Source organism: Streptomyces rubiginosohelvolus (assembly GCF_014649875.1).
GTDB lineage: Bacteria > Actinomycetota > Actinomycetes > Streptomycetales > Streptomycetaceae > Streptomyces > Streptomyces rubiginosohelvolus.
In genome coordinates this window covers 422,875-444,161 of record NZ_BMTW01000001.1, presented here as the reverse complement: position 1 = coordinate 444,161, position 21,287 = coordinate 422,875, and the positions used below count along the sequence as shown (strand labels likewise).

26 protein-coding genes and 1 pseudogene are annotated in these 21,287 nt (G+C 70.4%); 16 read left to right on the top strand and 11 right to left on the bottom strand.

Translation table 11 applies throughout. The features are described 5' to 3' along the window. Window positions 1–118 precede the first annotated feature (118 nt). From map to truA, 8 genes are all read left to right on the top strand, one after another. On the top strand, window positions 119–955 hold the full coding sequence (gene map / locus IE134_RS02015) for a type I methionyl aminopeptidase (RefSeq protein WP_030709160.1): 837 nt from the start codon (window positions 119–121) through the stop codon (window positions 953–955). A 182-nt stretch (window positions 956–1,137) separates the two neighbouring features. After that, window positions 1,138–1,359 (top strand): translation initiation factor IF-1, encoded by a 222-nt coding sequence (infA, locus tag IE134_RS02010; RefSeq protein ID WP_003956442.1) that lies wholly within the window; start codon window positions 1,138–1,140, stop codon window positions 1,357–1,359. A 59-nt stretch (window positions 1,360–1,418) separates the two neighbouring features. After that, window positions 1,419–1,532, top strand: a complete 114-nt coding sequence (rpmJ, locus tag IE134_RS02005) for a 50S ribosomal protein L36 (RefSeq protein ID WP_003956441.1) — start codon at window positions 1,419–1,421, stop codon at window positions 1,530–1,532. Between the two features lie 194 nt (window positions 1,533–1,726). After that, window positions 1,727–2,107, top strand: coding sequence for a 30S ribosomal protein S13 (gene rpsM / locus IE134_RS02000; protein ID WP_003966938.1), 381 nt, complete (start codon window positions 1,727–1,729; stop codon window positions 2,105–2,107). Between the two features lie 105 nt (window positions 2,108–2,212). Continuing rightward, window positions 2,213–2,617, top strand: a complete 405-nt coding sequence (gene rpsK / locus IE134_RS01995; RefSeq protein ID WP_003956432.1) for a 30S ribosomal protein S11 — start codon at window positions 2,213–2,215, stop codon at window positions 2,615–2,617. 137 nt (window positions 2,618–2,754) lie between these two features. Continuing rightward, on the top strand, window positions 2,755–3,777 hold the full coding sequence (locus IE134_RS01990; protein WP_003966937.1) for a DNA-directed RNA polymerase subunit alpha: 1,023 nt from the start codon (window positions 2,755–2,757) through the stop codon (window positions 3,775–3,777). Window positions 3,778–3,997: 220 nt separating this feature from the next. Next, a complete protein-coding gene (gene rplQ, locus IE134_RS01985; protein ID WP_010058774.1) occupies window positions 3,998–4,501 on the top strand; it encodes a 50S ribosomal protein L17 in 504 nt (167 codons plus the stop codon). 89 nt (window positions 4,502–4,590) lie between these two features. Further along, window positions 4,591–5,445 (top strand): tRNA pseudouridine(38-40) synthase TruA, encoded by an 855-nt coding sequence (gene truA / locus IE134_RS01980; protein ID WP_030709159.1) that lies wholly within the window; start codon window positions 4,591–4,593, stop codon window positions 5,443–5,445. Between the two features lie 23 nt (window positions 5,446–5,468). On the opposite strand, the gene IE134_RS01975 is transcribed toward truA, so the two are convergent. After that, a complete protein-coding gene (locus IE134_RS01975) occupies window positions 5,469–6,320 on the bottom strand; it encodes a hypothetical protein (RefSeq protein WP_030709158.1) in 852 nt (283 codons plus the stop codon). Window positions 6,321–6,387: 67 nt separating this feature from the next. Here IE134_RS01975 and IE134_RS01970 point away from each other — a divergent pair, with 67 nt between their 5' ends. From IE134_RS01970 to glmM, 4 genes are all read left to right on the top strand, one after another. Next, complete coding sequence (locus IE134_RS01970; protein WP_030709157.1) at window positions 6,388–8,007, top strand: ABC-F family ATP-binding cassette domain-containing protein; 1,620 nt, start codon at window positions 6,388–6,390, stop codon at window positions 8,005–8,007. Window positions 8,008–8,380: 373 nt separating this feature from the next. Then, complete coding sequence (rplM, locus tag IE134_RS01965) at window positions 8,381–8,824, top strand: 50S ribosomal protein L13 (RefSeq protein ID WP_006126902.1); 444 nt, start codon at window positions 8,381–8,383, stop codon at window positions 8,822–8,824. 44 nt (window positions 8,825–8,868) lie between these two features. Next, complete coding sequence (gene rpsI, locus IE134_RS01960; RefSeq protein ID WP_010058767.1) at window positions 8,869–9,396, top strand: 30S ribosomal protein S9; 528 nt, start codon at window positions 8,869–8,871, stop codon at window positions 9,394–9,396. A 245-nt stretch (window positions 9,397–9,641) separates the two neighbouring features. Next, window positions 9,642–11,000, top strand: a complete 1,359-nt coding sequence (glmM, locus tag IE134_RS01955; protein WP_098016928.1) for a phosphoglucosamine mutase — start codon at window positions 9,642–9,644, stop codon at window positions 10,998–11,000. A gap of 83 nt (window positions 11,001–11,083) precedes the next feature. Here glmM and IE134_RS01950 read toward each other — a convergent pair whose 3' ends face one another. From IE134_RS01950 to IE134_RS01915, 8 genes and pseudogenes are all read right to left on the bottom strand, one after another. Next, window positions 11,084–12,187 carry a PP2C family protein-serine/threonine phosphatase gene (locus IE134_RS01950; protein WP_030709155.1) on the bottom strand — a complete coding sequence of 368 codons (1,104 nt, stop codon included), beginning with the start codon at window positions 12,185–12,187 and terminating at the stop codon, window positions 11,084–11,086. An 87-nt stretch (window positions 12,188–12,274) separates the two neighbouring features. Beyond that, entirely contained in the window at window positions 12,275–13,240 is a 966-nt protein-coding gene (locus tag IE134_RS01945) for a DUF389 domain-containing protein (RefSeq protein ID WP_030709154.1), read from the bottom strand. A gap of 26 nt (window positions 13,241–13,266) precedes the next feature. Beyond that, the gene (gene coaA, locus IE134_RS01940; protein WP_030084349.1) at window positions 13,267–14,262 is read right to left on the bottom strand and encodes a type I pantothenate kinase; all 996 of its coding nucleotides are present in this window, start codon (window positions 14,260–14,262) and stop codon (window positions 13,267–13,269) included. A gap of 163 nt (window positions 14,263–14,425) precedes the next feature. Continuing rightward, window positions 14,426–15,427, bottom strand: a complete 1,002-nt coding sequence (locus IE134_RS01935) for a CU044_5270 family protein (protein ID WP_189429447.1) — start codon at window positions 15,425–15,427, stop codon at window positions 14,426–14,428. Further along, window positions 15,415–16,074: an RNA polymerase sigma factor gene (locus tag IE134_RS01930; protein ID WP_030709151.1), complete on the bottom strand. Its 660-nt coding sequence runs from the start codon at window positions 16,072–16,074 to the stop codon at window positions 15,415–15,417. The genes IE134_RS01935 and IE134_RS01930 overlap by 13 nt, the downstream gene beginning before the upstream one ends. A gap of 133 nt (window positions 16,075–16,207) precedes the next feature. Beyond that, entirely contained in the window at window positions 16,208–16,606 is a 399-nt protein-coding gene (locus IE134_RS01925) for a VOC family protein (protein WP_030709149.1), read from the bottom strand. Between the two features lie 3 nt (window positions 16,607–16,609). Then, the gene (locus IE134_RS01920; protein ID WP_098016931.1) at window positions 16,610–16,801 is read right to left on the bottom strand and encodes a DUF397 domain-containing protein; all 192 of its coding nucleotides are present in this window, start codon (window positions 16,799–16,801) and stop codon (window positions 16,610–16,612) included. Beyond that, a pseudogene (locus tag IE134_RS01915) lies at window positions 16,798–17,085 on the bottom strand (Scr1 family TA system antitoxin-like transcriptional regulator); the annotation flags it as partial. The pseudogene IE134_RS01915 and the gene IE134_RS01920, both read right to left, overlap by 4 nt. On the opposite strand from IE134_RS01915, the gene IE134_RS01910 reads away from it, so the two are divergent. Then, window positions 17,041–17,268 carry an ATP-binding protein gene (locus IE134_RS01910; RefSeq protein WP_189429915.1) on the top strand — a complete coding sequence of 76 codons (228 nt, stop codon included), beginning with the start codon at window positions 17,041–17,043 and terminating at the stop codon, window positions 17,266–17,268. The pseudogene IE134_RS01915 and the gene IE134_RS01910 overlap by 45 nt on opposite strands. A 469-nt stretch (window positions 17,269–17,737) precedes the next feature. Further along, complete coding sequence (locus tag IE134_RS01905; protein ID WP_308431862.1) at window positions 17,738–18,196, top strand: hypothetical protein; 459 nt, start codon at window positions 17,738–17,740, stop codon at window positions 18,194–18,196. 20 nt (window positions 18,197–18,216) lie between these two features. Here IE134_RS01905 and IE134_RS01900 read toward each other — a convergent pair whose 3' ends face one another. After that, a complete protein-coding gene (locus tag IE134_RS01900; protein WP_189429445.1) occupies window positions 18,217–18,882 on the bottom strand; it encodes a TetR/AcrR family transcriptional regulator in 666 nt (221 codons plus the stop codon). 62 nt (window positions 18,883–18,944) lie between these two features. Between IE134_RS01900 and IE134_RS01895 the strand changes: the two genes are divergently transcribed. Then, window positions 18,945–19,571 carry a class I SAM-dependent methyltransferase gene (locus tag IE134_RS01895; RefSeq protein ID WP_189429444.1) on the top strand — a complete coding sequence of 209 codons (627 nt, stop codon included), beginning with the start codon at window positions 18,945–18,947 and terminating at the stop codon, window positions 19,569–19,571. Between the two features lie 41 nt (window positions 19,572–19,612). On the opposite strand, the gene IE134_RS01890 is transcribed toward IE134_RS01895, so the two are convergent. Then, window positions 19,613–20,071, bottom strand: a complete 459-nt coding sequence (locus IE134_RS01890) for a MarR family winged helix-turn-helix transcriptional regulator (protein WP_189429443.1) — start codon at window positions 20,069–20,071, stop codon at window positions 19,613–19,615. A gap of 97 nt (window positions 20,072–20,168) precedes the next feature. On the opposite strand from IE134_RS01890, the gene IE134_RS01885 reads away from it, so the two are divergent. After that, complete coding sequence (locus IE134_RS01885) at window positions 20,169–21,260, top strand: epoxide hydrolase family protein (protein ID WP_030709131.1); 1,092 nt, start codon at window positions 20,169–20,171, stop codon at window positions 21,258–21,260. Window positions 21,261–21,287 lie beyond the last annotated feature (27 nt).

Genomic DNA, 21,287 nt, shown 5'->3' with positions numbered 1-21,287 from the left:
CCACCCGCTGTGCAAGCCGGCCGCGGCGCCTCTGGGCGCCGCGGCCGACTGCTTGCCCCCGTATCGTTGAACACGCCGAGCCGTACCCGTCACCGTCGATGCAGAGAGGCGCCGAGCAATGGTGCAGATCAAGACCCCCGAGCAGATCGCGAAGATGCGCGAGGCGGGCCTGGTGGTCGCTGCCATTCACGCCGCCACCCGTGAGGCGGCCGTGCCCGGGGCCACCACGCACGACCTGGACCAGGTCGCTCGCAAGGTGATCGCCGACCACGGCGCGAAGTCGAACTTCCTCGGGTACGGCGGGTTCCCCGCGACCATCTGCACCTCGGTCAACGAGGTCGTCGTCCACGGCATCCCGGACGAGAAGACGGTCCTGAAGGACGGCGACATCATCTCGATCGACGCCGGCGCGATCGTGGACGGCTGGCACGGTGACGCGGCCTACACCGCCTTCGTGGGCACCGGTCACGCTCCGGAGCTGGTCGAGCTCTCCCGGGTGACCGAGGAGTCGATGTGGGCCGGGATCGCCGCGATGAAGGTGAACAACCGCCTCGTCGACGTCTCCCGGGCCATCGAGACCTACATCCGCCGGCAGCCCCGCCCGGCGACCGGGAAGTACGGGATCATCGAGGACTTCGGCGGCCACGGCATCGGCACCGAGATGCACATGGACCCGCATCTGCTGAACTACGTCTCCCGCAAGCGCGGGAAGGGCATCAAGCTGGTCCCCGGCGTCTGCCTGGCGATCGAGCCCATGGTCTCGCTGGGCACGGCGCGGACGGAGACCCTCGCCGACGACTGGACGGTCATCACGACGGACGGCACCTGGTCCTCGCACTGGGAGCACTCCATCGCGCTGACCGAGCAGGGCCCGCTGGTCCTGACCGCGCCGGACTGCGGGAAGGCGAAGCTCGCGGAGTACGGGATCGAGGCCGCGCCCGACCCTCTCGGGTGATGCGACCCTTCGGGTAGGTCTAAGGATCACCCCGGCTGGGCAAACTTGACGGATTCGTCTTTTGGAGTCCGCTGACGTAGACTGACTCGTCGGCTCTGGTGCATCCGTGTGTCCACATGCAATCGCATGACAGGCACGGGATCGCGGGAGCCGATCAAGGTAGCCGATTCGAAAGGCGAAGCGTGGCCAAGAAGCAAGGTGCCATCGAGATTGAGGGCACCGTGATCGAGTCCCTCCCGAACGCAATGTTCAAGGTGGAGCTCCAGAACGGTCACAAGGTCCTGGCGCACATCAGCGGCAAGATGCGGATGCACTACATCCGCATCCTCCCCGATGACCGGGTTGTGGTGGAGCTCTCTCCGTACGACCTGACGCGTGGCCGGATCGTCTACCGCTACAAGTAGATCTTGCCGGCACCCCGTTTCGGCGGGTGATGGCACTGACCCGGAGAACCTGACATCCCATGAAGGTCAAGCCGAGCGTCAAGAAGATCTGCGACAAGTGCAAGGTGATCCGCCGTCACGGTCGGGTCATGGTCATCTGCGACAACCTGCGCCACAAGCAGCGCCAGGGCTGACGCACGACCGCCTGCATCTCGCAGTTCTTCGCGCGACGCACGTAATACGTACATACGCAGTACCCGTCCAAGCCACGGCTGACGACACCTCCGGCGGGGGCCGGGGACCCGGACGTACCACTGCTCCTCGTGAGCGGTCGGCGGTCGGGAGTGGCACTGCGGAAGACCCCCGATCTAACAACTGGAGCCATTGAATGGCACGCGTTTCAGGTGTTGACATCCCGCGCGAAAAGCGCGTGGAGGTTGCCCTCACCTACGTCTTCGGTATCGGGCGCACCCGGTCCAAGGAGATCCTCGCCTCCACCGGCGTGAACCCGAACACCCGCGTTCGCGACCTGGCCGAGGAAGACCTCGTCAAGATCCGCGAGCACGTGGACGCCAACCTCCGCACCGAGGGTGACCTCCGCCGCGAGGTCCAGGCGAACATCCGCCGCAAGGTCGAGATCGGCTGCTACCAGGGCATCCGCCACCGTCGTGGCCTGCCCGTCCACGGTCAGCGCACCAGCACGAACGCGCGTACCCGCAAGGGCCCGCGTCGCGCCATCGCCGGTAAGAAGAAGCCGGGCAAGAAGTAGTCCTCAGCGGACGCACTGCGGACCTCCGGTTCTCCCGGGACCCGCAGCAACCAGCGGTCTTCGCTGTAGGACCGATCACCTCCCCTCTCCATCTGGAGTCAAGACATGCCCCCCAAGGGTCGTCAGGGCGCAGCCAAGAAGGTGCGTCGCAAGGAAAAGAAGAACGTCGCTCACGGCCACGCGCACATCAAGAGCACGTTCAACAACACCATCGTGTCGATCACGGACCCCTCGGGCAACGTGATCTCCTGGGCCTCCGCCGGCCACGTCGGCTTCAAGGGCTCGCGCAAGTCCACCCCCTTCGCCGCGCAGATGGCCGCCGAGTCGGCCGCCCGCCGCGCGCAGGAGCACGGCATGCGCAAGGTCGACGTCTTCGTCAAGGGTCCCGGCTCCGGCCGTGAGACCGCGATCCGTTCGCTCCAGGCCACCGGCCTGGAGGTCGGTTCGATCCAGGACGTCACCCCGACGCCGCACAACGGCTGCCGTCCGCCGAAGCGTCGTCGCGTCTGACCCGCTACGGCCGGTGACGGCCGTGCGTCAGTAGCGCCGGGTCCGGGCGGTACACCTCTTACGGGGCGTACCGCCCGTACCCTTGTTACATCTGTCGGGCATCAAATAGTGGGTGCCCACGACTGAAGGATCACCGCATGCTTATCGCTCAGCGTCCGTCGCTGACCGAAGAGGTCGTCGACGAGTTCCGCTCCCGGTTCGTGATCGAGCCGCTGGAGCCGGGCTTCGGTTACACCCTCGGCAACTCCCTCCGCCGTACGCTCCTCTCCTCGATCCCCGGTGCCGCTGTCACCAGCATCCGGATCGACGGTGTCCTGCACGAGTTCACCACCGTGCCGGGCGTCAAGGAGGACGTCACCGACCTCATCCTCAACATCAAGCAGCTGGTCGTCTCCTCGGAGCACGACGAGCCGGTCGTGATGTACCTGCGCAAGCAGGGCCCGGGTCTGGTCACCGCCGCCGACATCGCGCCCCCGGCCGGTGTCGAGGTGCACAACCCCGACCTCGTTCTCGCCACGCTCAACGGCAAGGGCAAGCTGGAGATGGAGCTGACCGTCGAGCGCGGTCGCGGCTACGTCTCCGCCGTCCAGAACAAGCAGGTCGGCCAGGAGATCGGCCGTATCCCGGTCGACTCCATCTACTCGCCGGTGCTCAAGGTCACGTACAAGGTCGAGGCGACCCGTGTCGAGCAGCGCACCGACTTCGACAAGCTGATCGTCGACGTCGAGACCAAGCAGGCCATGCGTCCCCGTGACGCCATGGCGTCGGCCGGTAAGACCCTGGTCGAGCTGTTCGGTCTGGCGCGCGAGCTCAACATCGACGCCGAGGGCATCGACATGGGCCCGTCCCCGACGGACGCCGCTCTCGCCGCCGATCTGGCTCTGCCGATCGAGGAGCTGGAGCTCACGGTCCGTTCGTACAACTGCCTCAAGCGCGAGGGCATCCACTCCGTGGGTGAGCTCGTGGCCCGTTCCGAGGCGGACCTGCTCGACATCCGCAACTTCGGTGCGAAGTCGATCGACGAGGTCAAGGCGAAGCTGGCCGGTATGGGCCTCGCGCTGAAGGACTCGCCTCCCGGCTTCGACCCGACGGCTGCGGCGGACGCCTTTGGCGCCGACGACGACGCGGATGCGGGTTTCGTGGAGACCGAGCAGTACTGATCGCCTCCCGGCTGGGGGTGCCCGGTTTTCAGGGTGCCCCCGTGCCGGGGCTGAGGCTTTGTCCTCAATCGCCGGACGGGCTGAATTTGGCCGATGTCCGGCGCGAAGGTCGGGCGGGCTTGAACGCCGTCCGGCAGCTATGACTTCCGTGAGGCGACCGCCTCGCGGGAACTGACACCGGTACCTGATACGGCCGGTGCAGCACACAAGGAGAATCACCATGCCGCGTCCCGCCAAGGGTGCCCGTCTGGGCGGCAGCGCCGCGCACGAGCGTCTGCTCCTCGCCAACCTGGCGAAGTCGCTGTTCGAGCACGGCCGCATCACGACGACCGAGGCCAAGGCTCGCCGCCTGCGCCCCGTCGCCGAGCGCCTCGTCACCAAGGCGAAGAAGGGCGACATCCACAACCGTCGCCTGGTGCTCCAGACGATCACGGACAAGAGCGTCGTCCACACGCTCTTCACCGAGATCGCTCCCCGGTACGAGAACCGCCCCGGTGGTTACACCCGTATCACCAAGATCGGCAACCGTCGTGGCGACAACGCCCCGATGGCGGTCATCGAGCTGGTCGAGGCGCTGACCGTGGCCCAGCAGGCCACCGGTGAGGCCGAGGCCGCCACGAAGCGCGCGGTCAAGGAAGACGCGGCCAAGAAGGACGAGGCCCCCGCGGCCGAGTCCGTCGAGGACGCCAAGCCGGCCGACGACGCCGAGTCGAAGGACGCCTGAGCGTTCTAGCGACCACGGGACGGGCCCGCATCACCCTTCGGGGCGGTGCGGGCCCGTTTCGCTGACCAGGGTGTGGAGAGGGAGACGCGGTGAGTGACCAGGCCGAGCCCGGTTTCGTACGGGTACGACTGGACCTGTCCTACGACGGCAGGGACTTCTCCGGCTGGGCGAAGCAGACCAGCCGGCGCACGGTGCAGGGCGAGATCGAGGACGCGCTGCGGACCGTGACCCGCTCGTCGGTGACGTACGACCTGACGGTGGCGGGCCGCACGGACGCCGGCGTGCACGCGCGCGGCCAGGTGGCCCATGTGGATCTGCCGGAGGCGGTCTGGGGCGAGCATGAAGAGAAGCTGCTGCGGCGGCTCGCGGGGCGGCTGCCGCTCGACGTGCGTATCTGGCGTGCGGCCCCCGCCCCGGCAGGGTTCAACGCCCGCTTCTCCGCGCTGTGGCGGCGGTACGCCTACCGCGTCGGCGACCGGCCCGGCGGGGTCGATCCGCTGACGCGTGGTCATGTGCTGTGGCACGACCGGCCGTTGGACCTGGACGCGATGAACGAGGCGGCCGCGCTGATGGTCGGCGAGCACGACTTCGCCGCGTACTGCAAGAAGCGCGAGGGGGCGACGACCATCCGTACGCTCCAGAAGCTGAGTTGGGTACGGGATGAGGAGTCCGGGGTCCTCACCGCGACCGTGCAGGCGGACGCGTTCTGCCACAACATGGTGCGGGCGCTGATCGGGGCGGCGCTGTTCGTCGGCGACGGGCGGCGGCCCGCCTCCTGGCCCGCCGAGGTACTGGCCGCGAAGGTGCGCGACCCCGGGGTGCACGTGGTGCGCCCGCACGGGCTGACGCTGGAGGAAGTGGCCTACCCGGCGGACGACTTGCTGGCGGCGCGGGCCGAAGAGGCCCGGAACGTACGGACGTTGCCGGGGGCGGGCTGCTGCTGATCCCCGCCCCCCCCGGGCGTCGGTCAGCCGTTGGGGTCGGCCACGGCCTGCGAGGCCTGGATCTGGCCCCGGCGGTGGATCTGACGGAAGGTGAAGTTGGTCAGGTCCTTGTTGACCGCGTAGACGTTCTCGTCGGCGGTGGTGACCCGCTTGCCGTTGAGGAAGCCGCCGATGGTGAAGTAGGCGTAACGGCCGTAGGAGTTGGACGTGCGCAGGCAGACCGTGCCGCCTCGGCAGAAGGTGTTGACGCCCCCGCCGCTGAGCGAGGCGAGACCGCCCGAGGCCTGGTCGACGGCCTTCTTCGCGCGGGCCTCCGTGTCGAAGACGGCGACGCCGACCGTGACGGCCACCCCGTCCTTGCGGTAGGTGGCCCGGATGAGCTGCTTGCAGCCGTTGTTCGTGAGGACGGAGCCGAGGGCGCCCTGGGTGCCCGTGGCGCACTTCGCGGAGCTGCTCGTCGCGCCCTTGAGGTGGACGCGGTCGCCCATCGTGAGCTTCTTGCCGGGGAAGAACCCGTCGACGGTGACCGGCGCCTTGTCCTTGTCGGCGCTGGATATGAAGTCCTTGGGGTCCGGCGGGGGCGGCGGTGCGACCGACGAGAACGAGGGCTGGGGCGCCGAGGTGTCCTCGGGGAGGTCGGCGGGGGCGGGGAGTTGGCTGGCGTTCTTGTCGCCCTTGCCGGTGCCGCCGCCGTTCGATGTGACCACGGCGGTGGTCACGATCGCGCCGATCGCGACGGTGGCCAGCGCCCCGCCGCCGATCATCAGCAGTCTCCTGCGGCGGGCCCGCGCCGCGGACTGATCCGCCAGCGCCGCCCAGTCCGGTGTCCCGTCGCCCCCGGGCCCCCAGGAGGCCCCCCCTTGCCCAAAGCTCATGCGCGCAGTTTAGGGGGTGAGGTAAACCGGTTGGGCCTGGAGTTCGCGGACCGTGACAATGCTCGGTATGGGACATCTCGAAGCGGGCCACCTTGAGTACTACCTTCCGGACGGGCGGGTGCTGCTCGGCGACGCCTCGTTCCGGGTGGCCGACGGAGCCGTCGTCGCGCTCGTCGGGGCGAACGGGGCGGGCAAGACGACCTTGCTGCGCCTCCTCGCCGGTGAGCTCCAGCCGCACGGCGGCACGGTCTCGGTGAGCGGCGGGCTCGGCGTGATGCCGCAGTTCGTGGGCTCGGTGCGGGACGAGCGGACCGTACGGGACCTGCTGGTGTCGGTGTCGCAGCCGAGGATCCGGGAGGCGGCGAAGGCGGTCGACGCGGCCGAGGAACGCATCCTCACCGTCGACGACGAGGCCGCGCAGATGGCGTACGCGCAGGCGCTGAGCGACTGGGCGGAGGCGCGCGGGTACGAGGCCGAGACGGTCTGGGACATGTGCACGACGGCCGCGCTGGGCGTTCCGTACGAGAAGGCGCAGTGGCGCGAGGTGCGCACGCTCAGCGGCGGTGAGCAGAAGCGGCTGGTGCTGGAGGCGCTGCTGCGCGGGCCCGACGAGGTCCTGCTGCTGGACGAGCCGGACAACTATCTGGACGTGCCGGGGAAGCGATGGCTGGAGGAGAAGCTGAAGGAGACCCGTAAGACGGTCCTCTTCGTCTCCCACGACCGGGAGCTGCTGTCCCGGGCCGCCGAGAAGATCGTCAGTGTCGAGCCGAGCCCGGCGGGCAGCGATGTATGGGTGCACGGTGGCGGCTTCGCCACGTACCACGACGCGCGCAAGGAGCGGTTCGCCCGCTTCGAGGAGCTGCTGCGGCGCTGGCAGGAGGAGCACGCCCGGCTGAAGGCGCTCGTCCTGCGGATGCGGCAGCAGGCGGCGAACAGCCCGGACATGGCGAACCGTTACCACGCGATGCAGACCCGCTTCAAGAAGTTCGAGGAGGCGGGACCGCCGCCGGAGCCGCCGCGCGAGCAGGACATCAAGATGCGGCTGCGCGGCGGGCGGACCGGGGTGCGGGCGGTCACCTGCAAGGGGCTGGAGCTGACCGGGTTGATGAAGCCGTTCGACCTGGAGATCTTCTACGGGGAGCGGGTCGCGGTCCTCGGCTCCAACGGGTCCGGCAAGTCGCACTTCCTGCGGCTGCTGGCGGGGGAGCCGGTGGCGCACACGGGGGAGTGGAAGCTCGGGGCGCGGGTGGTGCCCGGGCACTTCGCGCAGACGCACGCGCATCCGGAGCTGCTGGGGAAGACGCTGGTGGACATCCTCTGGTCCGAGCACGCCAAGGACCGGGGCGGGGCGATGGGGGTGCTGCGGCGGTACGAGCTGGAGCGGCAGGGGGACCAGGACTTCGAGCGGCTTTCGGGTGGGCAGCAGGCGCGGTTCCAGATCCTGCTGCTGGAGCTGGCGGGGACCACCGCGCTGCTGCTGGACGAGCCGACGGACAACCTGGACCTGGAGTCGGCGGAGGCGCTGCAGGACGGGCTCGAGGTGTACGACGGGACGGTGATGGCCGTGACGCACGACCGGTGGTTCGCGAAGTCCTTCGACCGGTATCTGGTGTTCGGGGCGGATGGGGTGGTGCGGGAGACGGCGGAGCCGGTGTGGGACGAGCGGAGGGTTGAGCGGTCGCGGTGAGGTGCCGTGCGGCGCCGTTGCGGGGGCGCTGCCCCCGGGCCCCCGCGCCCCAAACGCCGGCGGGGCTGGAAGGATCGCCTCAAGCGCCGGCGGGGCTGGAAAGGTTGCCTCGCGGGGGATGGGTGCCGCTGGGCCGGATGGGTGCCACGGGGGCGTTTTGACCCCCGTGGGGGGTCGACGGTAGGCTTCCCCTTTGTTATGCGTATCGGCCGCGCCCCCGTGGCGCTCAGGGCCCCTACGTAGGTTCTCTGGAGCAGTTACCAGTGGCTCGCATACGGGCATCGTCCCGGCACTGTGAGCCCCAGCTGCATGATCGCTTCAGGGGTGCCATGTGTTGTCTGGACCTCATCCACTAAGAAGCGAAGGCTACGAAGTGCGTACGTACAGCCCCAAGCCCGGCGATGTCACTCGCCAGTGGCACATCATCGACGCTCAGGACATCGTCCTGGGCCGTCTCGCCACCACGGCTGCGAACCTCCTCCGGGGTAAGCACAAGGCGATCTACGCCCCCCACATGGACATGGGCGACTTCGTCATCATCATCAACGCCGACAAGGTGCACCTGTCCGGCAACAAGAAGACCCAGAAGATGGCGTACCGCCACTCGGGCTTCCCGGGCGGTCTCCGTTCGGTGCGCTACGACGAGCTGCTGGCGAAGAACCCCGAGAAGGCCGTCGAGAAGGCCATCAAGGGCATGATCCCCAAGAACACCCTGGGCCGTCAGGTGCTCTCGAAGCTCAAGGTCTACGCGGGCGACCAGCACCCGCACGCTGCTCAGCAGCCGGTCCCGTTCGAGATCACCCAGGTCGCGCAGTAGTTCCGGCCACCCCCTAAGACGTACAGAAAGATCTGAGGAGAATCGTGGCCGAGACCACTGTTGAGAACCCCGTCGAGGGCACCGAGGGCGAGGAGACCTTCGCCGAGGTGACCACCTTCGAGTCCGAGGTTCCCGTCGAGGGCGAGTACACCAGCGAGTCCCTCGCGGGCCGCTTCGGTGACCCGCAGCCCGCCGCCGGCCTGGGCCGTCGCAAGAACGCCATCGCCCGCGTCCGGATCGTTCCGGGCACCGGCAAGTGGAAGATCAACGGTCGCACCCTTGAGGACTACTTCCCCAACAAGGTGCACCAGCAGGAAGTCAACGAGCCCTTCAAGGTGCTCGAGCTCGACGGCCGCTACGACGTCATCGCCCGCATCTCGGGTGGCGGCGTCTCCGGTCAGGCCGGCGCCCTGCGCCTCGGCGTGGCCCGCGCGCTGAACGAGGCGGACGTGGACAACAACCGCGCCACGCTGAAGAAGGCCGGCTTCCTCTCCCGCGACGACCGTGCGGTCGAGCGCAAGAAGGCCGGTCTCAAGAAGGCCCGTAAGGCCCCGCAGTACAGCAAGCGCTAAATATCGCCTGCTCGACTGTCACGTTCGCCCCGGCGGCACACTCCGTGCTTGCCGGGGCGTTCGTTTATCGACGCTCGCGGGCGTATAACGGCATGAGACGTTCATCGGCCCGGACGCACCAGGCCTGAGCGATGCCACCCGACGTGCCCTTTTGTGGTTTTTCGTCGCTTTCATCGTTTGTTTTTCTCAGTTTCGTTTGCTGTGCAGTAGTGGTTTGTGATTTCGGAGCACTTCGGAGGACACCAGTGGGACGACTCTTCGGTACGGATGGAGTACGGGGTGTCGCCAACGCCGACCTGACGGCTGAGCTGGCGCTCGGTCTCTCGGTCGCGGCGGCGCACGTACTCGCCGAGGCAGGCACCTTCGCGGGCCATCGCCCGACCGCCGTGGTCGGACGTGATCCGCGGGCATCCGGAGAGTTCCTGGAGGCCGCCGTCGTGGCGGGCCTGGCCAGCGCCGGGGTGGACGTGCTGCGCGTCGGCGTGCTGCCGACGCCCGCGGTCGCACACCTCACCGGCGTGCTCGACGCCGACCTCGGTGTGATGCTCTCCGCCAGCCACAACGCGATGCCCGACAACGGCATCAAGTTCTTCGCGCGCGGCGGCCACAAGCTCGCCGACGAGCTGGAGGACCGGATCGAGACGGTCTACGAGCAGCACCGCACCGGTGAGCCGTGGGACCGCCCGACCGGCGCGGGTGTCGGCCGGGTCAGCGATTACGCGGAGGGCTTCGACCGGTACGTCGCCCACCTCATCGGTGTCCTCCCCAACCGGCTCGACGGCCTGAAGGTCGTCCTGGACGAGGCGCACGGCGCCGCCGCCCGGGTCTCGCCCGCCGCGTTCGCCCGGGCCGGCGCCGAGGTCGTCACCATCGGGGCCGACCCGGACGGCCTGAACATCAACGACGGCTGCGGCTCCACCCATCTGGAGCTGCTGCGCGCCGCCGTCGTCGAGCACGGGGCCGACCTCGGCATCGCGCACGACGGTGACGCCGACCGCTGCCTGGCCGTGGACGGGGCGGGCGAGGAGGTCGACGGCGACCAGATCCTCGCCGTGCTGGCCCTCGCCATGCGGGAGGCCGGGCAGCTGCGCAAGGACACCGTGGTCGGCACGGTGATGTCGAACCTCGGCTTCAAGCTGGCCATGGAGCGCGAGGGCATCCAGCTCGTCCAGACGGCGGTCGGCGACCGGTACGTCCTGGAGTCGATGAAGGCCGAGGGCTTCGCGCTGGGCGGCGAGCAGTCCGGGCACGTCATCGTCCTGGACCACGCCACGACCGGCGACGGCACGCTGACCGGCCTGATGCTGGCGGCCCGCGTCGCCGCCACCGGCCGGAGCCTCACCGAGCTGGCCGGGGTCATGCAGCGCCTGCCCCAGGTCCTCGTCAACGTCCCCGACGTCGACAAGACCCGGGTGAACACCTCGGCCGAGCTGGCCGCCGCGGTCGTCGAGGCGGAGGCCGAGCTCGGCGAGAGCGGACGCGTGCTGCTGCGCCAGTCGGGTACGGAGCCGCTGGTGCGGGTCATGGTCGAGGCCGCCGACATCGAGCAGGCGCGCGCCGTCGCGGGCCGGCTGGCCGATGTGGTGAAGTCCGCGCTGGGGTGAAGCCCCGGCCCCGAGCCGTATGCGTACCGGCTTGAGCAGCCGTGCGCGTACGGCGGGCACGGCCCCGGGGCAGAGCCGTTGGCTCACGCTCGCGGCAGGGCGGGACGTTCCACGGCGACCATGGCGGCGTCGTCGTTCAGCCGTCCGCCGACGTAGTGCAGCAGGTCGCTCCGGAGGCGCTGGAGGAAGGCGTCGGGATCGCGCTCGCTCCATCCCGTGACGCGATCGGTGAGCGGGTAGAAGGCGCCGGTGGCGTCACGCGCCTCGGTGACCCCGTCCGTGTACAGCAGCAGAAGGTCCCCCGGTTCGAACGGGAAGCTGTCGACCTCGTAGCGGGGGTGTGCCAGGTCGCCCAGGCCCAGCGGAGGCGCCGGGTGCCCGACGTGCATCGTCGTCGGGCGGCCGTCGCGCAGGACGACGGGCGGCGGGTGTCCGCAGGAGATCATCCGGACCGGGCCGTTCTGGTCGGGGATGTCCATGATGGTGGCCGTGATGAACGTTTCTCCGAGGCGGCTCGTCTCGCCCGGTTCCATCAGGTCCCAGCACACGCTGCGGTCGAGGTAGGCGACCAGTTCGCCCAGGCCCGCCTCGCGGTGGGCGGCGACACGAAAGGCTCCGAGCAGCAGGGCGGCGTCGTTGACCGCGGTCAGCCCCTTGCCCCGGACGTCGCCGACGATCAGCCGGGTGCCGGAGGCGGTGCGTGCCGCCGCGTACAGGTCCCCGCCGATCCGGGCCTCGGCCTCCGCGGCGAGGTAGCGAGCGGAGGCCCGCAGGGGCCCGAGCCTCCCGGGCAGCGGGGGCAGGACCACGCGCTGGGCGGCTTCGGACACATGGCGGACCTGCGACAGCTCCTTCGCGCGGCGCTCCCGCACCACGCAGAAGACCACCAGACTCACGCCGACCAGCAGCAGGGCGATGATCTGCGCCTCGTGGTTGGCCGAGAGCAGGTCATCGGGGTCGCGGATGACTCCGATGAGGGTCTGCGCGGCCACCGCCAGTGCGGCCACCACGCCCACGGTCCTCGGTCCGCCGAACGACGGCGTGATCGCCGGGGCCGCGACGAGCAGCGGACCGAGGTGGATGTCCGGCGGCGCGAGCACGTCGACCACGGTCACCGCGACGATCCACAGGATCGGGATGGCGATCAGCCCCCGCCGAGGGCCGGGTCCTTCGGGGCGCTGCGGCATGTCTCCTCTCTACACCGCCCGCACCCGCTTCGCACCGGCTGCCCGGCGCCGCCCGATGCCATGGCCGTCACCGAGGCGCCCGGTCCGTCACGCCCCCACCGAAGCCCCCGGCGTGCTCGCCGGGGGCTTCTGCGTACGCCGGATCTTCCACAGGCCCTTCTGGAGCAGCAGCGTCAGCGTGCCCGCCAGGACGATCCCGCCGAGGTTGGCGAGGAGCTGCTGGCCCGAGCCGATCGTCTGCTGGTAGTCGGAGTAGCTGAACGCGACGGCCGCGTTGGCGGCGGCCGGGACCGTCGTCACGGAGATCGCCACGCCGATCAGGGCTCCGGACTTCGCCGAGGTGAGGGAGAGCGTCCCGGCGATGCCGGCCAGGAACGCCACGACGAACGACATCCAGTCCGGGTGCCAGATGAAGCCGGTGTTCGGCCGGGGCTTGTCGATCATGTCGTGGGTGAACAGGCCGAACGCGTCCATCAGCCAGGCGAACCCGGCCGTGATGATCATCGCGAGCGCGAAGCCGCCGATCAGCGCCCACAGCGAGCGGACCACCAGGCGCGGGGCGCGCTGCACGATGGCCGTGGAGATCCCGGCCAGCGGGCCGAACTCCGGCCCGACGGCCATCGCGCCCACGATCAGCACCGCGTTGTCGAGCATCACGCCGCAGGCGGCGAGCATCGTGGCGAGGGCGAGGAAGGAGACGTAGGTGACGGAGAAGGTCGACTCCTCGTGCGTCGCCTCCGTCAGCTCCTCCCACAGCACCGCGTCGGCGCCGTCGCCCGGGGCTTCGTCCTCCGCCCGGTCCGCATGGTCGGACAGGGTCAGCTCCATGTTCTCCATGGTGATCGACCCGGACTTCTCCAGACCGAGGCCCCGCAGATCCCGGATCAGTTCGTCGCCGGCCTCGCGCGCCACGTCGCACATCACCACGTCGCCCGCGGGGGAGCGGGCGGCGCCCGGCAGGACCACGAGGTGGGCGGTGCCGACGGTGGTCTCCAGCAGTGCGACCACCTCGTCGGTGGTGTCGGTGGGCACGATCAGTCGCAGGTGCAGCACGCGGCGGGCCCTCCCGGGCTGAGGGGTCAGAGCTTGCGCAGGGACAGCTTCTGGACCTTGTGGTCCGGGCCCTTGCGGAGCACCAGGGTGGCACGGCCGCGCGTCGGGGCCACGTTCTCCAGCAGATTCGGTTTGTTGATGGTCCGCCACATGGTGCGCGCGTAGTCCAGCGCCTCCTCCTCGGAGACCTGGGTGTACTTGCGGAAGTACGAGGACGGGTCCTGGAACGCCGTGGCGCGCAGCTTGCGGAAACGGTTCAGGTACCAGGTCTCGATGTCCTCGGCGCGCGCGTCGACGTACACGCTGAAGTCGAAGTAGTCGGCGAGCCCGACCCTCGTCCGGCCGTCGCTGCCGGGCAGGGCGGGCTGGAGGACGTTGAGGCCCTCGACGATGAGGATGTCGGGGCGGCGCACGGTGAGCCGTTCGCCGGGGACGATGTCGTAGATCAGGTGCGAGTAGACGGGTGCGGTCACCTCGTCCTTGCCCGCCTTGATGTCCGCGACGAACCGGGTCAGCGCCCGCCGGTCGTACGACTCCGGGAACCCTTTGCGCGAGGTCAGCCCGCGCGCCCGCAGCTCCTTCATCGGCAGCAGGAACCCGTCCGTGGTCACCAGCTCGACCCTCGGGTGCTCGGGCCAGCGGGCCAGGAGCGCCTGGAGGATACGGGCGCTGGTGGACTTGCCGACGGCGACACTGCCCGCGACCCCTATGACGAACGGGGTCCCGCGCTGCGCCCCGTGCCCGTTCCCGGCGTCCCCGAGGAAGGTGTTCAGCGCGCCCCGCAGCCCGGAGGTGGCCTGGACGTACAGGTTGAGCAGCCGGGAGAGCGGCAGATAGACGTCCCGCACCTCGTCCAGGTCGATGACGTCCCCGAGCCCCCGCAGCCGCTCCACCTCGTCGGCGGTCAGCGGCAGCGGCGTCTTGTCCCGCAGAGCGCTCCACTCGTCGCGCGAGAGGTCGACGTACGGGGTCGGCGCATGCTCGGTGCGGCGCTGGGGGCTCCGTGCGGGCGAAGTGATCACCCTTCATTGTTGCGGGAGTTTTAACGGAGTGGGGGGTGGGGTCGGTCACGTGGGTGGCGGGGTCGCCCGGCGGCCGCTGATGGCCGGAACGGGCGTGGGCCCGGTGTCCGCTCCCCTGTGGCGGAGACCGCGCCCACGCCCGAGCTCTGCGCGAGCCGTACGGTCAGGGCTTCTGGCCCTTGGCGTCGACCACGGCCGCCCTGGTCCTCGCGATATCGCTCAGGATGTCGCCGGGCTTGAGCACCGTCCGGTCGGGGCCGTCACTGTCGTCGGGGCCGTAGACGACGTGGGTCCTGATGACGACCTCCCGCCGGCCCGCGTAGCTGTAGTCGACGGGGTCCAGGAGGATCTCACGCTGGGTGTTCTGGTCATGCGCACGCGTGACGGCCATGACCTGGCGGCCGAACGCGTCCCGGACCAGGTGGTCCGTCACGCCGATGCCCTTGATCGTGGCCATCGCCCGGTACATCCGGGCCAGGGCGTCCGGCGGCAGCGGGTAGGACTCCAGCAGGGTGGTCAGGGCGCGGAAGCTGTGGGCGTCCTTGGTCTCCGGGACACTTTCGGGGCCGGTACCGGAGGGAAAGACCTTCCGCAGTTCCGCGAGGAGCGCCTCCGGGTCCTCCGGTAGTCCGGCGGCGATCCGGTAGGACTCGCGGGCGGTCCGGTAGTCGGTGTCGGAGGTGTCGTTCTCCGCGGCCTTGTCGTCGTACGGGACCCAGGAGGCGGGGCTGTAGGACCACCGCGTCCGATCCCGGATCTCGGCGGGGAGTTCCTTCCAGTACCTCTCCTGCTCGGGGCTCCCTTGCCGGAGGTAGATCCACTGGTCCGCCCGCGGCTCCGGAGGGACCTCCTGCCGCTCCAGGAAGTCGGCGGCCTGCCCCAGGGCGGCGGCCGGGCCGGACAGGTCGAGGTCGCCCGCCACCGTCGCCGGACCCGACTGCCGGGGGTCCGAGGTGTCGACGATCTGGGTGACGAAGAGCGCGGCCGCGGTGATCGCCACCACCGCGCCGAGCGAGGCGATCCGCCAGTCGGCCCGCAGCCGGAACGTGCGGCGGCTCCTGCCCTCGATGGCGTCGGTCAGCCGCCGGCGGCCGGGGGCCAGGTCGGCGCGGTCGGGCACGGGGGCGTCGGCGCGCAGCTCCCGTAGCCGGGTCATTTCGTCCATGACGGGCTCAGCTCCTGTCCGGCCGTGGCGGGCGATGCGTCGAGCGCGGAGGCGAACGCGGGGTCGGTGCTCAGCGCCTCGCGGACCTTGCGGCGGGCCCGGTTCAGCCGGGACCTCACCGTGCCCAGCGGGATCCGCAGCGCCTCGGCCACCTCCTGGTAGCCGAGGTCCGCCCAGGCGACCAGCAGCAGGACGTGCCGGTCACCGGGCGACAGCGTGGCCAGCGCCCCCGCCAGGGGTGCCTGGACGGCGATCCGGTCGTCGGAGCGGTCGCTCCACGACGCGGCGACCGGGTCGTGCCCGGTCCGGGCCAGCGCCTTCAGCGCGCGGACCTCGGTACGGCGGTGCTTGCCGATCAGGTTGGCCGCGATGCCGTACAGCCAGGGCCGGGCCAGCCGGTGGGCCGTGTCGTAGCGGGCCCGGGTGCGGAACGCGATGAGGAACGTCTCCGCCGTGATGTCGTCCGCCGCGCCCTCCCCGAGGCGGCGGGCGACGTAGCGGTGGATGTCCGGGGCGTGCCGGTCGTAGAGCCCGGCGAACAGTTCGGGCTCGTCGAGCGACTGGGCGATGACGTCGGCGTCGTCCCTGCCGTCGTCGTGTCTGCCGTCGCCCGCGATGCCGGGGCGGGCCGGAGGTGGTCCGGTCACTGCGCCTCCAGGGTGCGTCGGTCGGTGTGTCGGTCACCCCCTGTTGTCCGCGGCGGCCGGAAAGGTTCACGGGTTGCCCGTGGAGCGAGAGGGCCGGGCCCGCAGCGGGCTGCGGGCCCGGCTCCTCCCCGCCTCACGCGTCCTGGGGATACCAGCGCAGCTCGACCGTGTTGCCGTCCGGGTCGAGTACGTAGACGGAGGTGGCCGATCCCCGGGCCCCGAAGCGGGGTACCGGCCCCTCCTTCACCGTGAACACCCCGGAGTCGATGACCTGCTGCCAGTCGAGCGGGTCGACGACGAGGCAGATGTGGTCCACGTTCGACTCGCCGCGCGGACGGTCCAGCAGGTCGATGATCGTCGTCGGGCTGACCCGGACCGAGGGGAACGGGACCTTGCCCGCCCGCCACTCCTCGACGCGGACCGGCTCCAGGCCGAGTGGCCCGCAGTAGAACGCGAGGGCCTTTTCGACGTCTCCGACGTTGAGGACGAGGTGGTCGAAGTCCTTGATGCGGACGACCGGCGGTACGGACATGGCTCAGGCCTCCGACGCGTACGTGACGAAGTCCGCCCAGGCGGCCGAGGTGAAGCCGAGGTGGGGGCCGCCGGTGGGGAGTTGCTTCGAGTCGCGTACGTGGACGGTGGCGGGGGCGGTGGCGACCTCGACGCAGTCCGGACCGTCGTTGGTGCTGTAGCTGCTCTTGAACCACGTCAGCTCGGGGGTGCTCATGTCTCTCCCAGCAGTTTCTCGATGAATTCCCGCGACAGCCGGGGCGTGAGGGCCTGTGACCGGAGCAGGTTGTAGCGCATGTCCAGGATCTGCACCTGCCTCGGATCGGTGATCAGCCCGCTGATGAGCTGAACCTCGTTGTGCCCGGCGGTCTTTCCGTCCTTGAGCTTAAGGATGCGGTGCGAGCCGCCCAGCCCCGCGTGCTCCTCCGCCTCCGTCGGCATGACCTGGATCTCGACATGCCGCAACTGGCTCAGCTCAAGCAGATGTTCGAGCTGTCGTTGCTCCGCATCGAGGTCTCCGATGCACGGGGCGAGCGGCTGCCGGTCGTGGGGCAGCCGTCTCCCACGGCCGAGGGCGGGCGCGGGGTGCTGCTCGTCGAGGCGCTGTCGGTGCGGTGGGGTACGGAGCACGGTCCGTTCGCGCGCAAGACGGTCCGGGCCGAGGTCGCGCTCACCGGGTCGTGACAGCCGCGATCCGGTGGGGCGGGAGAGGTCACCGGGAGCGTGGGTCACCGGGTCGCGGTCCACCGCGACGTGGTGACCCACGACGCAAAAGCTTTTAAGTACCTGTCTTTGATCACGGGAGAAATGACCCAACCCAACCCCCCGAGTGGACCTCTGCGGGTCCCGGTCAGCTCGGGGGAGGCGCGATCACTCGCATGGGTGAAGTGTGCCAACCGGGCTGGATTTATGACCTGTTGGCGGGCATATGCTCACGCTGACCACCACACCAGACATGAGACGGCCCCCGGCCGGGACTGGCATCCCGACCGAAGGCCTGACCACCGAGGAAGTAGGAGCTTCCCGATGGATACCCAGCAGGTTAGCGCGCCCCCGCGCCCCGTCCGCCGGTGTCGTACACATCAACGTACGGCTCACGGACGGCTACACGATCATCTCCAACCGGCTCTCCCAGCACCGAGGTCTGTCCCTGTTGGCGATCGGCCTCGGCACCCACATCCAGTCGTTGCCCGACGGGTGGCGCGTCGGCATCACGGCGCTCGCCGCGATCTTCCCGGAGAGTGAGGCCCGTATCGCCACCGCGCTGCGGGAGTTGGAGCAGCACGGATTCCTGCGCCGCACCCGGGAGCGGGTCGGGGGCGGGAAGCTGGCCACGCGTACGGAGTCGTGCAACCACCCGGAGGCGGCGGCCCGGAGGCGGGCGCGGGTGGCTGCGGCTGCGCCTCTGCCTGCGACTGCTCATGTGGGTGCCCCGGTGGTTGCGGCTGCTGCCGCTGAGCCTGTTCGCGTACCTGCGCCGGAGCCTGAGCCCGTACGCGCCCTCGTGCTGGAACCTGAGTCCGTACGCGTCCCCGTGCCGGAGCCGGTGCCCGCGCCCACCCCCGTACCGGTCGAGCCCGTGCCCGGGCGTACGCCGACGAGCCCTGCCTGATCGGCGCGTGAGGCGGCCGGTCAGTGCTCCTGGCCCTCGCAGAGCTGCGCCGTCAAGGACGTGCAGGCCCATGCCTCCCAGGCGTCCGGGGACCAGCCCCGGTCGCGGGTGAAGGTCAGGTACAGCTCGGGGCTGAGCAGCCCGTACAGCAGGTCGGCGGCGCGGGCGGTGTCGACGTCGGGGCGGGCGTCGGGCTTGGAGGTCAGTACCTCCGCCGCGGCGTGCTGAACGGTGTAGCGCGGGTCGGGGCCGGCGGGCCACTGGGCGGCGATCTCCGGGTCCGTGGCGGCCGCGGCCGCGATCAGCGGGATGACCGGGGCGACCCGGCCGAGGATGTCGCGCACGCCCCGGACGTGGGCGCGCAGTTGTCCGGCCGCGGTCGGCTCCGCGCACGCCGCGCGGAACCACTCGCGGTCCATCGTGGCGACCGGTTCGACGTCGCCCGCGATGGCCGTGTCGACGACGTCCTTGAACAGCGTGCGCTTGTTCCGGAACACGAAGTACACGGTCTGGACGGCCACGCCCGCGCGATCCGCGACCTCCTGAAGGCTCGTCGCCCCGTACCCCTGCGCGACGAACAGTTCCAGCGCCGCCGCGACGATCTTCTCGCGGGTACGCCGCGAGCGCTCGTCCCTCTTGCCGGGGCGTTTGGCGTGCTGTCCGTCGGAACCCTTGACCGCGTCCATTGCAGGAGCTTATCTCTAGAGTCAAACACTAGAGTTGAACTCTAATCTTCTGGAGGGTCGCGATGAGTGAGCACGGGACTGCTGCCGAGATCGAGCAAGAGGCTTTCGTCCGAGGCGTGTTGGAGGGCTTCTACCGGGACGGCGAGCCGCCGTGGGACAGCGGCGTCACGCCGCCCGAGCTGGTGGCCCTGGTGGAGGGGCCCGGCTCGCTGACGCCGGGGCGGGCCTTCGAACTCGGCTGCGGCACCGGGACCAACGCGGTGTACCTGGCCCGGCACGGCTGGCGGGTGGCGGCCGTCGACCTGGTCGAGCTCGCGGTCCGGCAGGCCCGGGAGAAGGCCGACGCGGCCGGAGCGGACGTCACGGTGCTGTGCGGGGACGCCACCCGCCTCGACGAGGTGGGCGTGCCCGGCCCGTACGACCTGTTCTTCGACCTGAGCTGCTACTGCGGGATCCCGCCGCACCGCCGTGACGCCTACGCGGCCGGCCTCACCCGGCGTGCCGCGCCCGGTGCGCGCTTGCTGATGTTCGGGTACGGGCCCGGGGCGTTCGACGACTCGTGGTCCGGCGTGACGGCGGACGAACTCCGTGCCAGGTTCACCGGGTGGGAACTGGCCGACGTGACACCGGGGACGAATCCGGTCCCCACCTTCTGGTTCACGCTGCTGCGCGACTCCGCTCCTGCGTGACCTCGGGCTCACTGGGTCCGGGACACCGGCCCCGGCGCCGGTCAGCCCTGCTCGGCGCGGTGGTGGTCCACGAGGCGGGTCAGCAGGTCCGCCAGGGTCCGACGGTCGGCCGCGCCCAGCGGGGCGAGGAAGTCCTCCTGCGCGACGGCGAGCAGCCCGTCGAGGTGGGTGAGCTCCCGGCGGCCCGCCGCGGTGATGCTGATGATGTTGCGGCGGCGGTCCTCCGGGTCGGGGGCCCGGTCGAGAAGCCGCCGCTCGGCCAGGTCGTTGACGGTCGCCACCATGTCGCTGCGGTCGATGCCGGTACGGCGGCCCAGCGCGGCCTGACTGGACGGGCCGTACTCCTCCGACGCGGCGAGCAGCGCGTAGTGGTAGCGCCGGACGCCGGCCTCGGCGAGCGCCCGGTCCACGATCCGGTTGGCGGCCAGGGCCGCCTGGTTGGTCAGCCTGCTCGGCAGTGCGCGCAGCCGCTGCGGCGGCGTCCCCTCTTCGATGTCCACGGAACGCAATCTAGCAAGTCGTTGGCCGCACCCACGATCAGGAGTATGGTGGGCCGGGCCAACGTTGGCGTCACCAACGACAGGGAAGGCCGCCACCATGATCAAGCCGTTCCGCATCGACATCCCCCAGGCCGACCTCGACGACCTGAACGACCGGCTCTCCCGCACCCGCTGGCCCGACGAGATCGCCGGCGCCGGGTGGGACTACGGCTTCCCGCTCGCCCGGCTGAAGGAGCTGGCCGACCGCTGGCGCACCGGATACGACTGGCGGAGGCACGAGGCCGAGCTCAACGAACTGGCCCACTTCACCACCGAGATCGACGGCCAGAACGTGCACTTCGTCCATGTCCGCTCGCCGAAGCCGGACGCGCTCGCGCTGATCCTCACCCACGGCTGGCCCGGGTCCTTCCTGGAGTTCCTCGACGTGATCGAGCCGCTGGCCCGCGACTTCCACCTGGTGATCCCGTCCATCCCGGGCTACGGCTTCTCCGGGCCGACCCACGAGCGCGGCTGGGACGTCGGCCGGGTCGCGCGGGCCTGGGCCGAGCTGATGCGCCGTCTCGGGTACGAGCGGTACGGCGCGCAGGGCGGCGACTTCGGCTCGGGCATCTCGACGGCGCTCGGCGCGGTGGCCCCGGAACGGGTGGTCGGGGTGCACGTCAACTACCTGCCGACCCGGCCTGACCCGGACGCCGGGGTCGACCTGTCCGAGGAGGACCGGGCCCGGCTGGACACGGTCAGGCGGCTGATGGCGAACCGGCCGCCGTACCAGGCCCTGCAGGCCACCACCCCGCAGACCCTCGGCTACGCGCTGACGGACTCGCCCGTCGGCCAACTGGCCTGGATCGCCGAGCGTTTCGCCCAGTGGACGGATCCGCGTACGCCGGTCGGCGACGAACGCCTGCTCACCGACGTATCGCTGTACTGGCTGACCGCCACCGCGGCCTCCTCGGCGCGGCTGCACCGGGAGTCGACGCGGCGGAGCGAGCCGTGTCCCGTGCCGCTCGGCGTGGCGGTGTTCGCCCACGACATCACGCGGTCGGTGCGGCCGCTGGCCGAGCGGCTGTACGACATCAGGCACTGGTCGGAGTTCGACCGGGGCGGTCACTTCGCCGCGATGGAGGTGCCGGAGCTGCTCGCCGAGGACGTCCGGGACTTCTTCCTCAAGCTTCCCGGCGCTGTTGCCTAGGGGGCCCTGGGGGCGGGCGCGGCCGGA

Bases quoted from the DNA above. Each gene is read 5' to 3' on its own strand.
- map (WP_030709160.1), top strand. From the start codon at position 119: ATGGTGCAGATCAAGACCCCCGAGCAGATCGCGAAGATGCGCGAGGCG.
- rpmJ (WP_003956441.1), top strand. From the start codon at position 1,419: ATGAAGGTCAAGCCGAGCGTCAAGAAGATCTGCGACAAGTGCAAGGTG.
- rpsM (WP_003966938.1), top strand. From the start codon at position 1,727: ATGGCACGCGTTTCAGGTGTTGACATCCCGCGCGAAAAGCGCGTGGAG.
- rpsK (WP_003956432.1), top strand. From the start codon at position 2,213: ATGCCCCCCAAGGGTCGTCAGGGCGCAGCCAAGAAGGTGCGTCGCAAG.
- IE134_RS01990 (WP_003966937.1), top strand. From the start codon at position 2,755: ATGCTTATCGCTCAGCGTCCGTCGCTGACCGAAGAGGTCGTCGACGAG.
- rplQ (WP_010058774.1), top strand. From the start codon at position 3,998: ATGCCGCGTCCCGCCAAGGGTGCCCGTCTGGGCGGCAGCGCCGCGCAC.
- IE134_RS01975 (WP_030709158.1), bottom strand. From the start codon at position 6,320: ATGAGCTTTGGGCAAGGGGGGGCCTCCTGGGGGCCCGGGGGCGACGGG.
- IE134_RS01970 (WP_030709157.1), top strand. From the start codon at position 6,388: ATGGGACATCTCGAAGCGGGCCACCTTGAGTACTACCTTCCGGACGGG.
- IE134_RS01950 (WP_030709155.1), bottom strand. From the start codon at position 12,187: ATGCCGCAGCGCCCCGAAGGACCCGGCCCTCGGCGGGGGCTGATCGCC.
- IE134_RS01935 (WP_189429447.1), bottom strand. From the start codon at position 15,427: ATGGACGAAATGACCCGGCTACGGGAGCTGCGCGCCGACGCCCCCGTG.
- IE134_RS01925 (WP_030709149.1), bottom strand. From the start codon at position 16,606: ATGTCCGTACCGCCGGTCGTCCGCATCAAGGACTTCGACCACCTCGTC.
- IE134_RS01920 (WP_098016931.1), bottom strand. From the start codon at position 16,801: ATGAGCACCCCCGAGCTGACGTGGTTCAAGAGCAGCTACAGCACCAAC.
- IE134_RS01910 (WP_189429915.1), top strand. From the start codon at position 17,041: ATGCCGCAACTGGCTCAGCTCAAGCAGATGTTCGAGCTGTCGTTGCTC.
- IE134_RS01900 (WP_189429445.1), bottom strand. From the start codon at position 18,882: ATGGACGCGGTCAAGGGTTCCGACGGACAGCACGCCAAACGCCCCGGC.
- IE134_RS01895 (WP_189429444.1), top strand. From the start codon at position 18,945: ATGAGTGAGCACGGGACTGCTGCCGAGATCGAGCAAGAGGCTTTCGTC.
- IE134_RS01885 (WP_030709131.1), top strand. From the start codon at position 20,169: ATGATCAAGCCGTTCCGCATCGACATCCCCCAGGCCGACCTCGACGAC.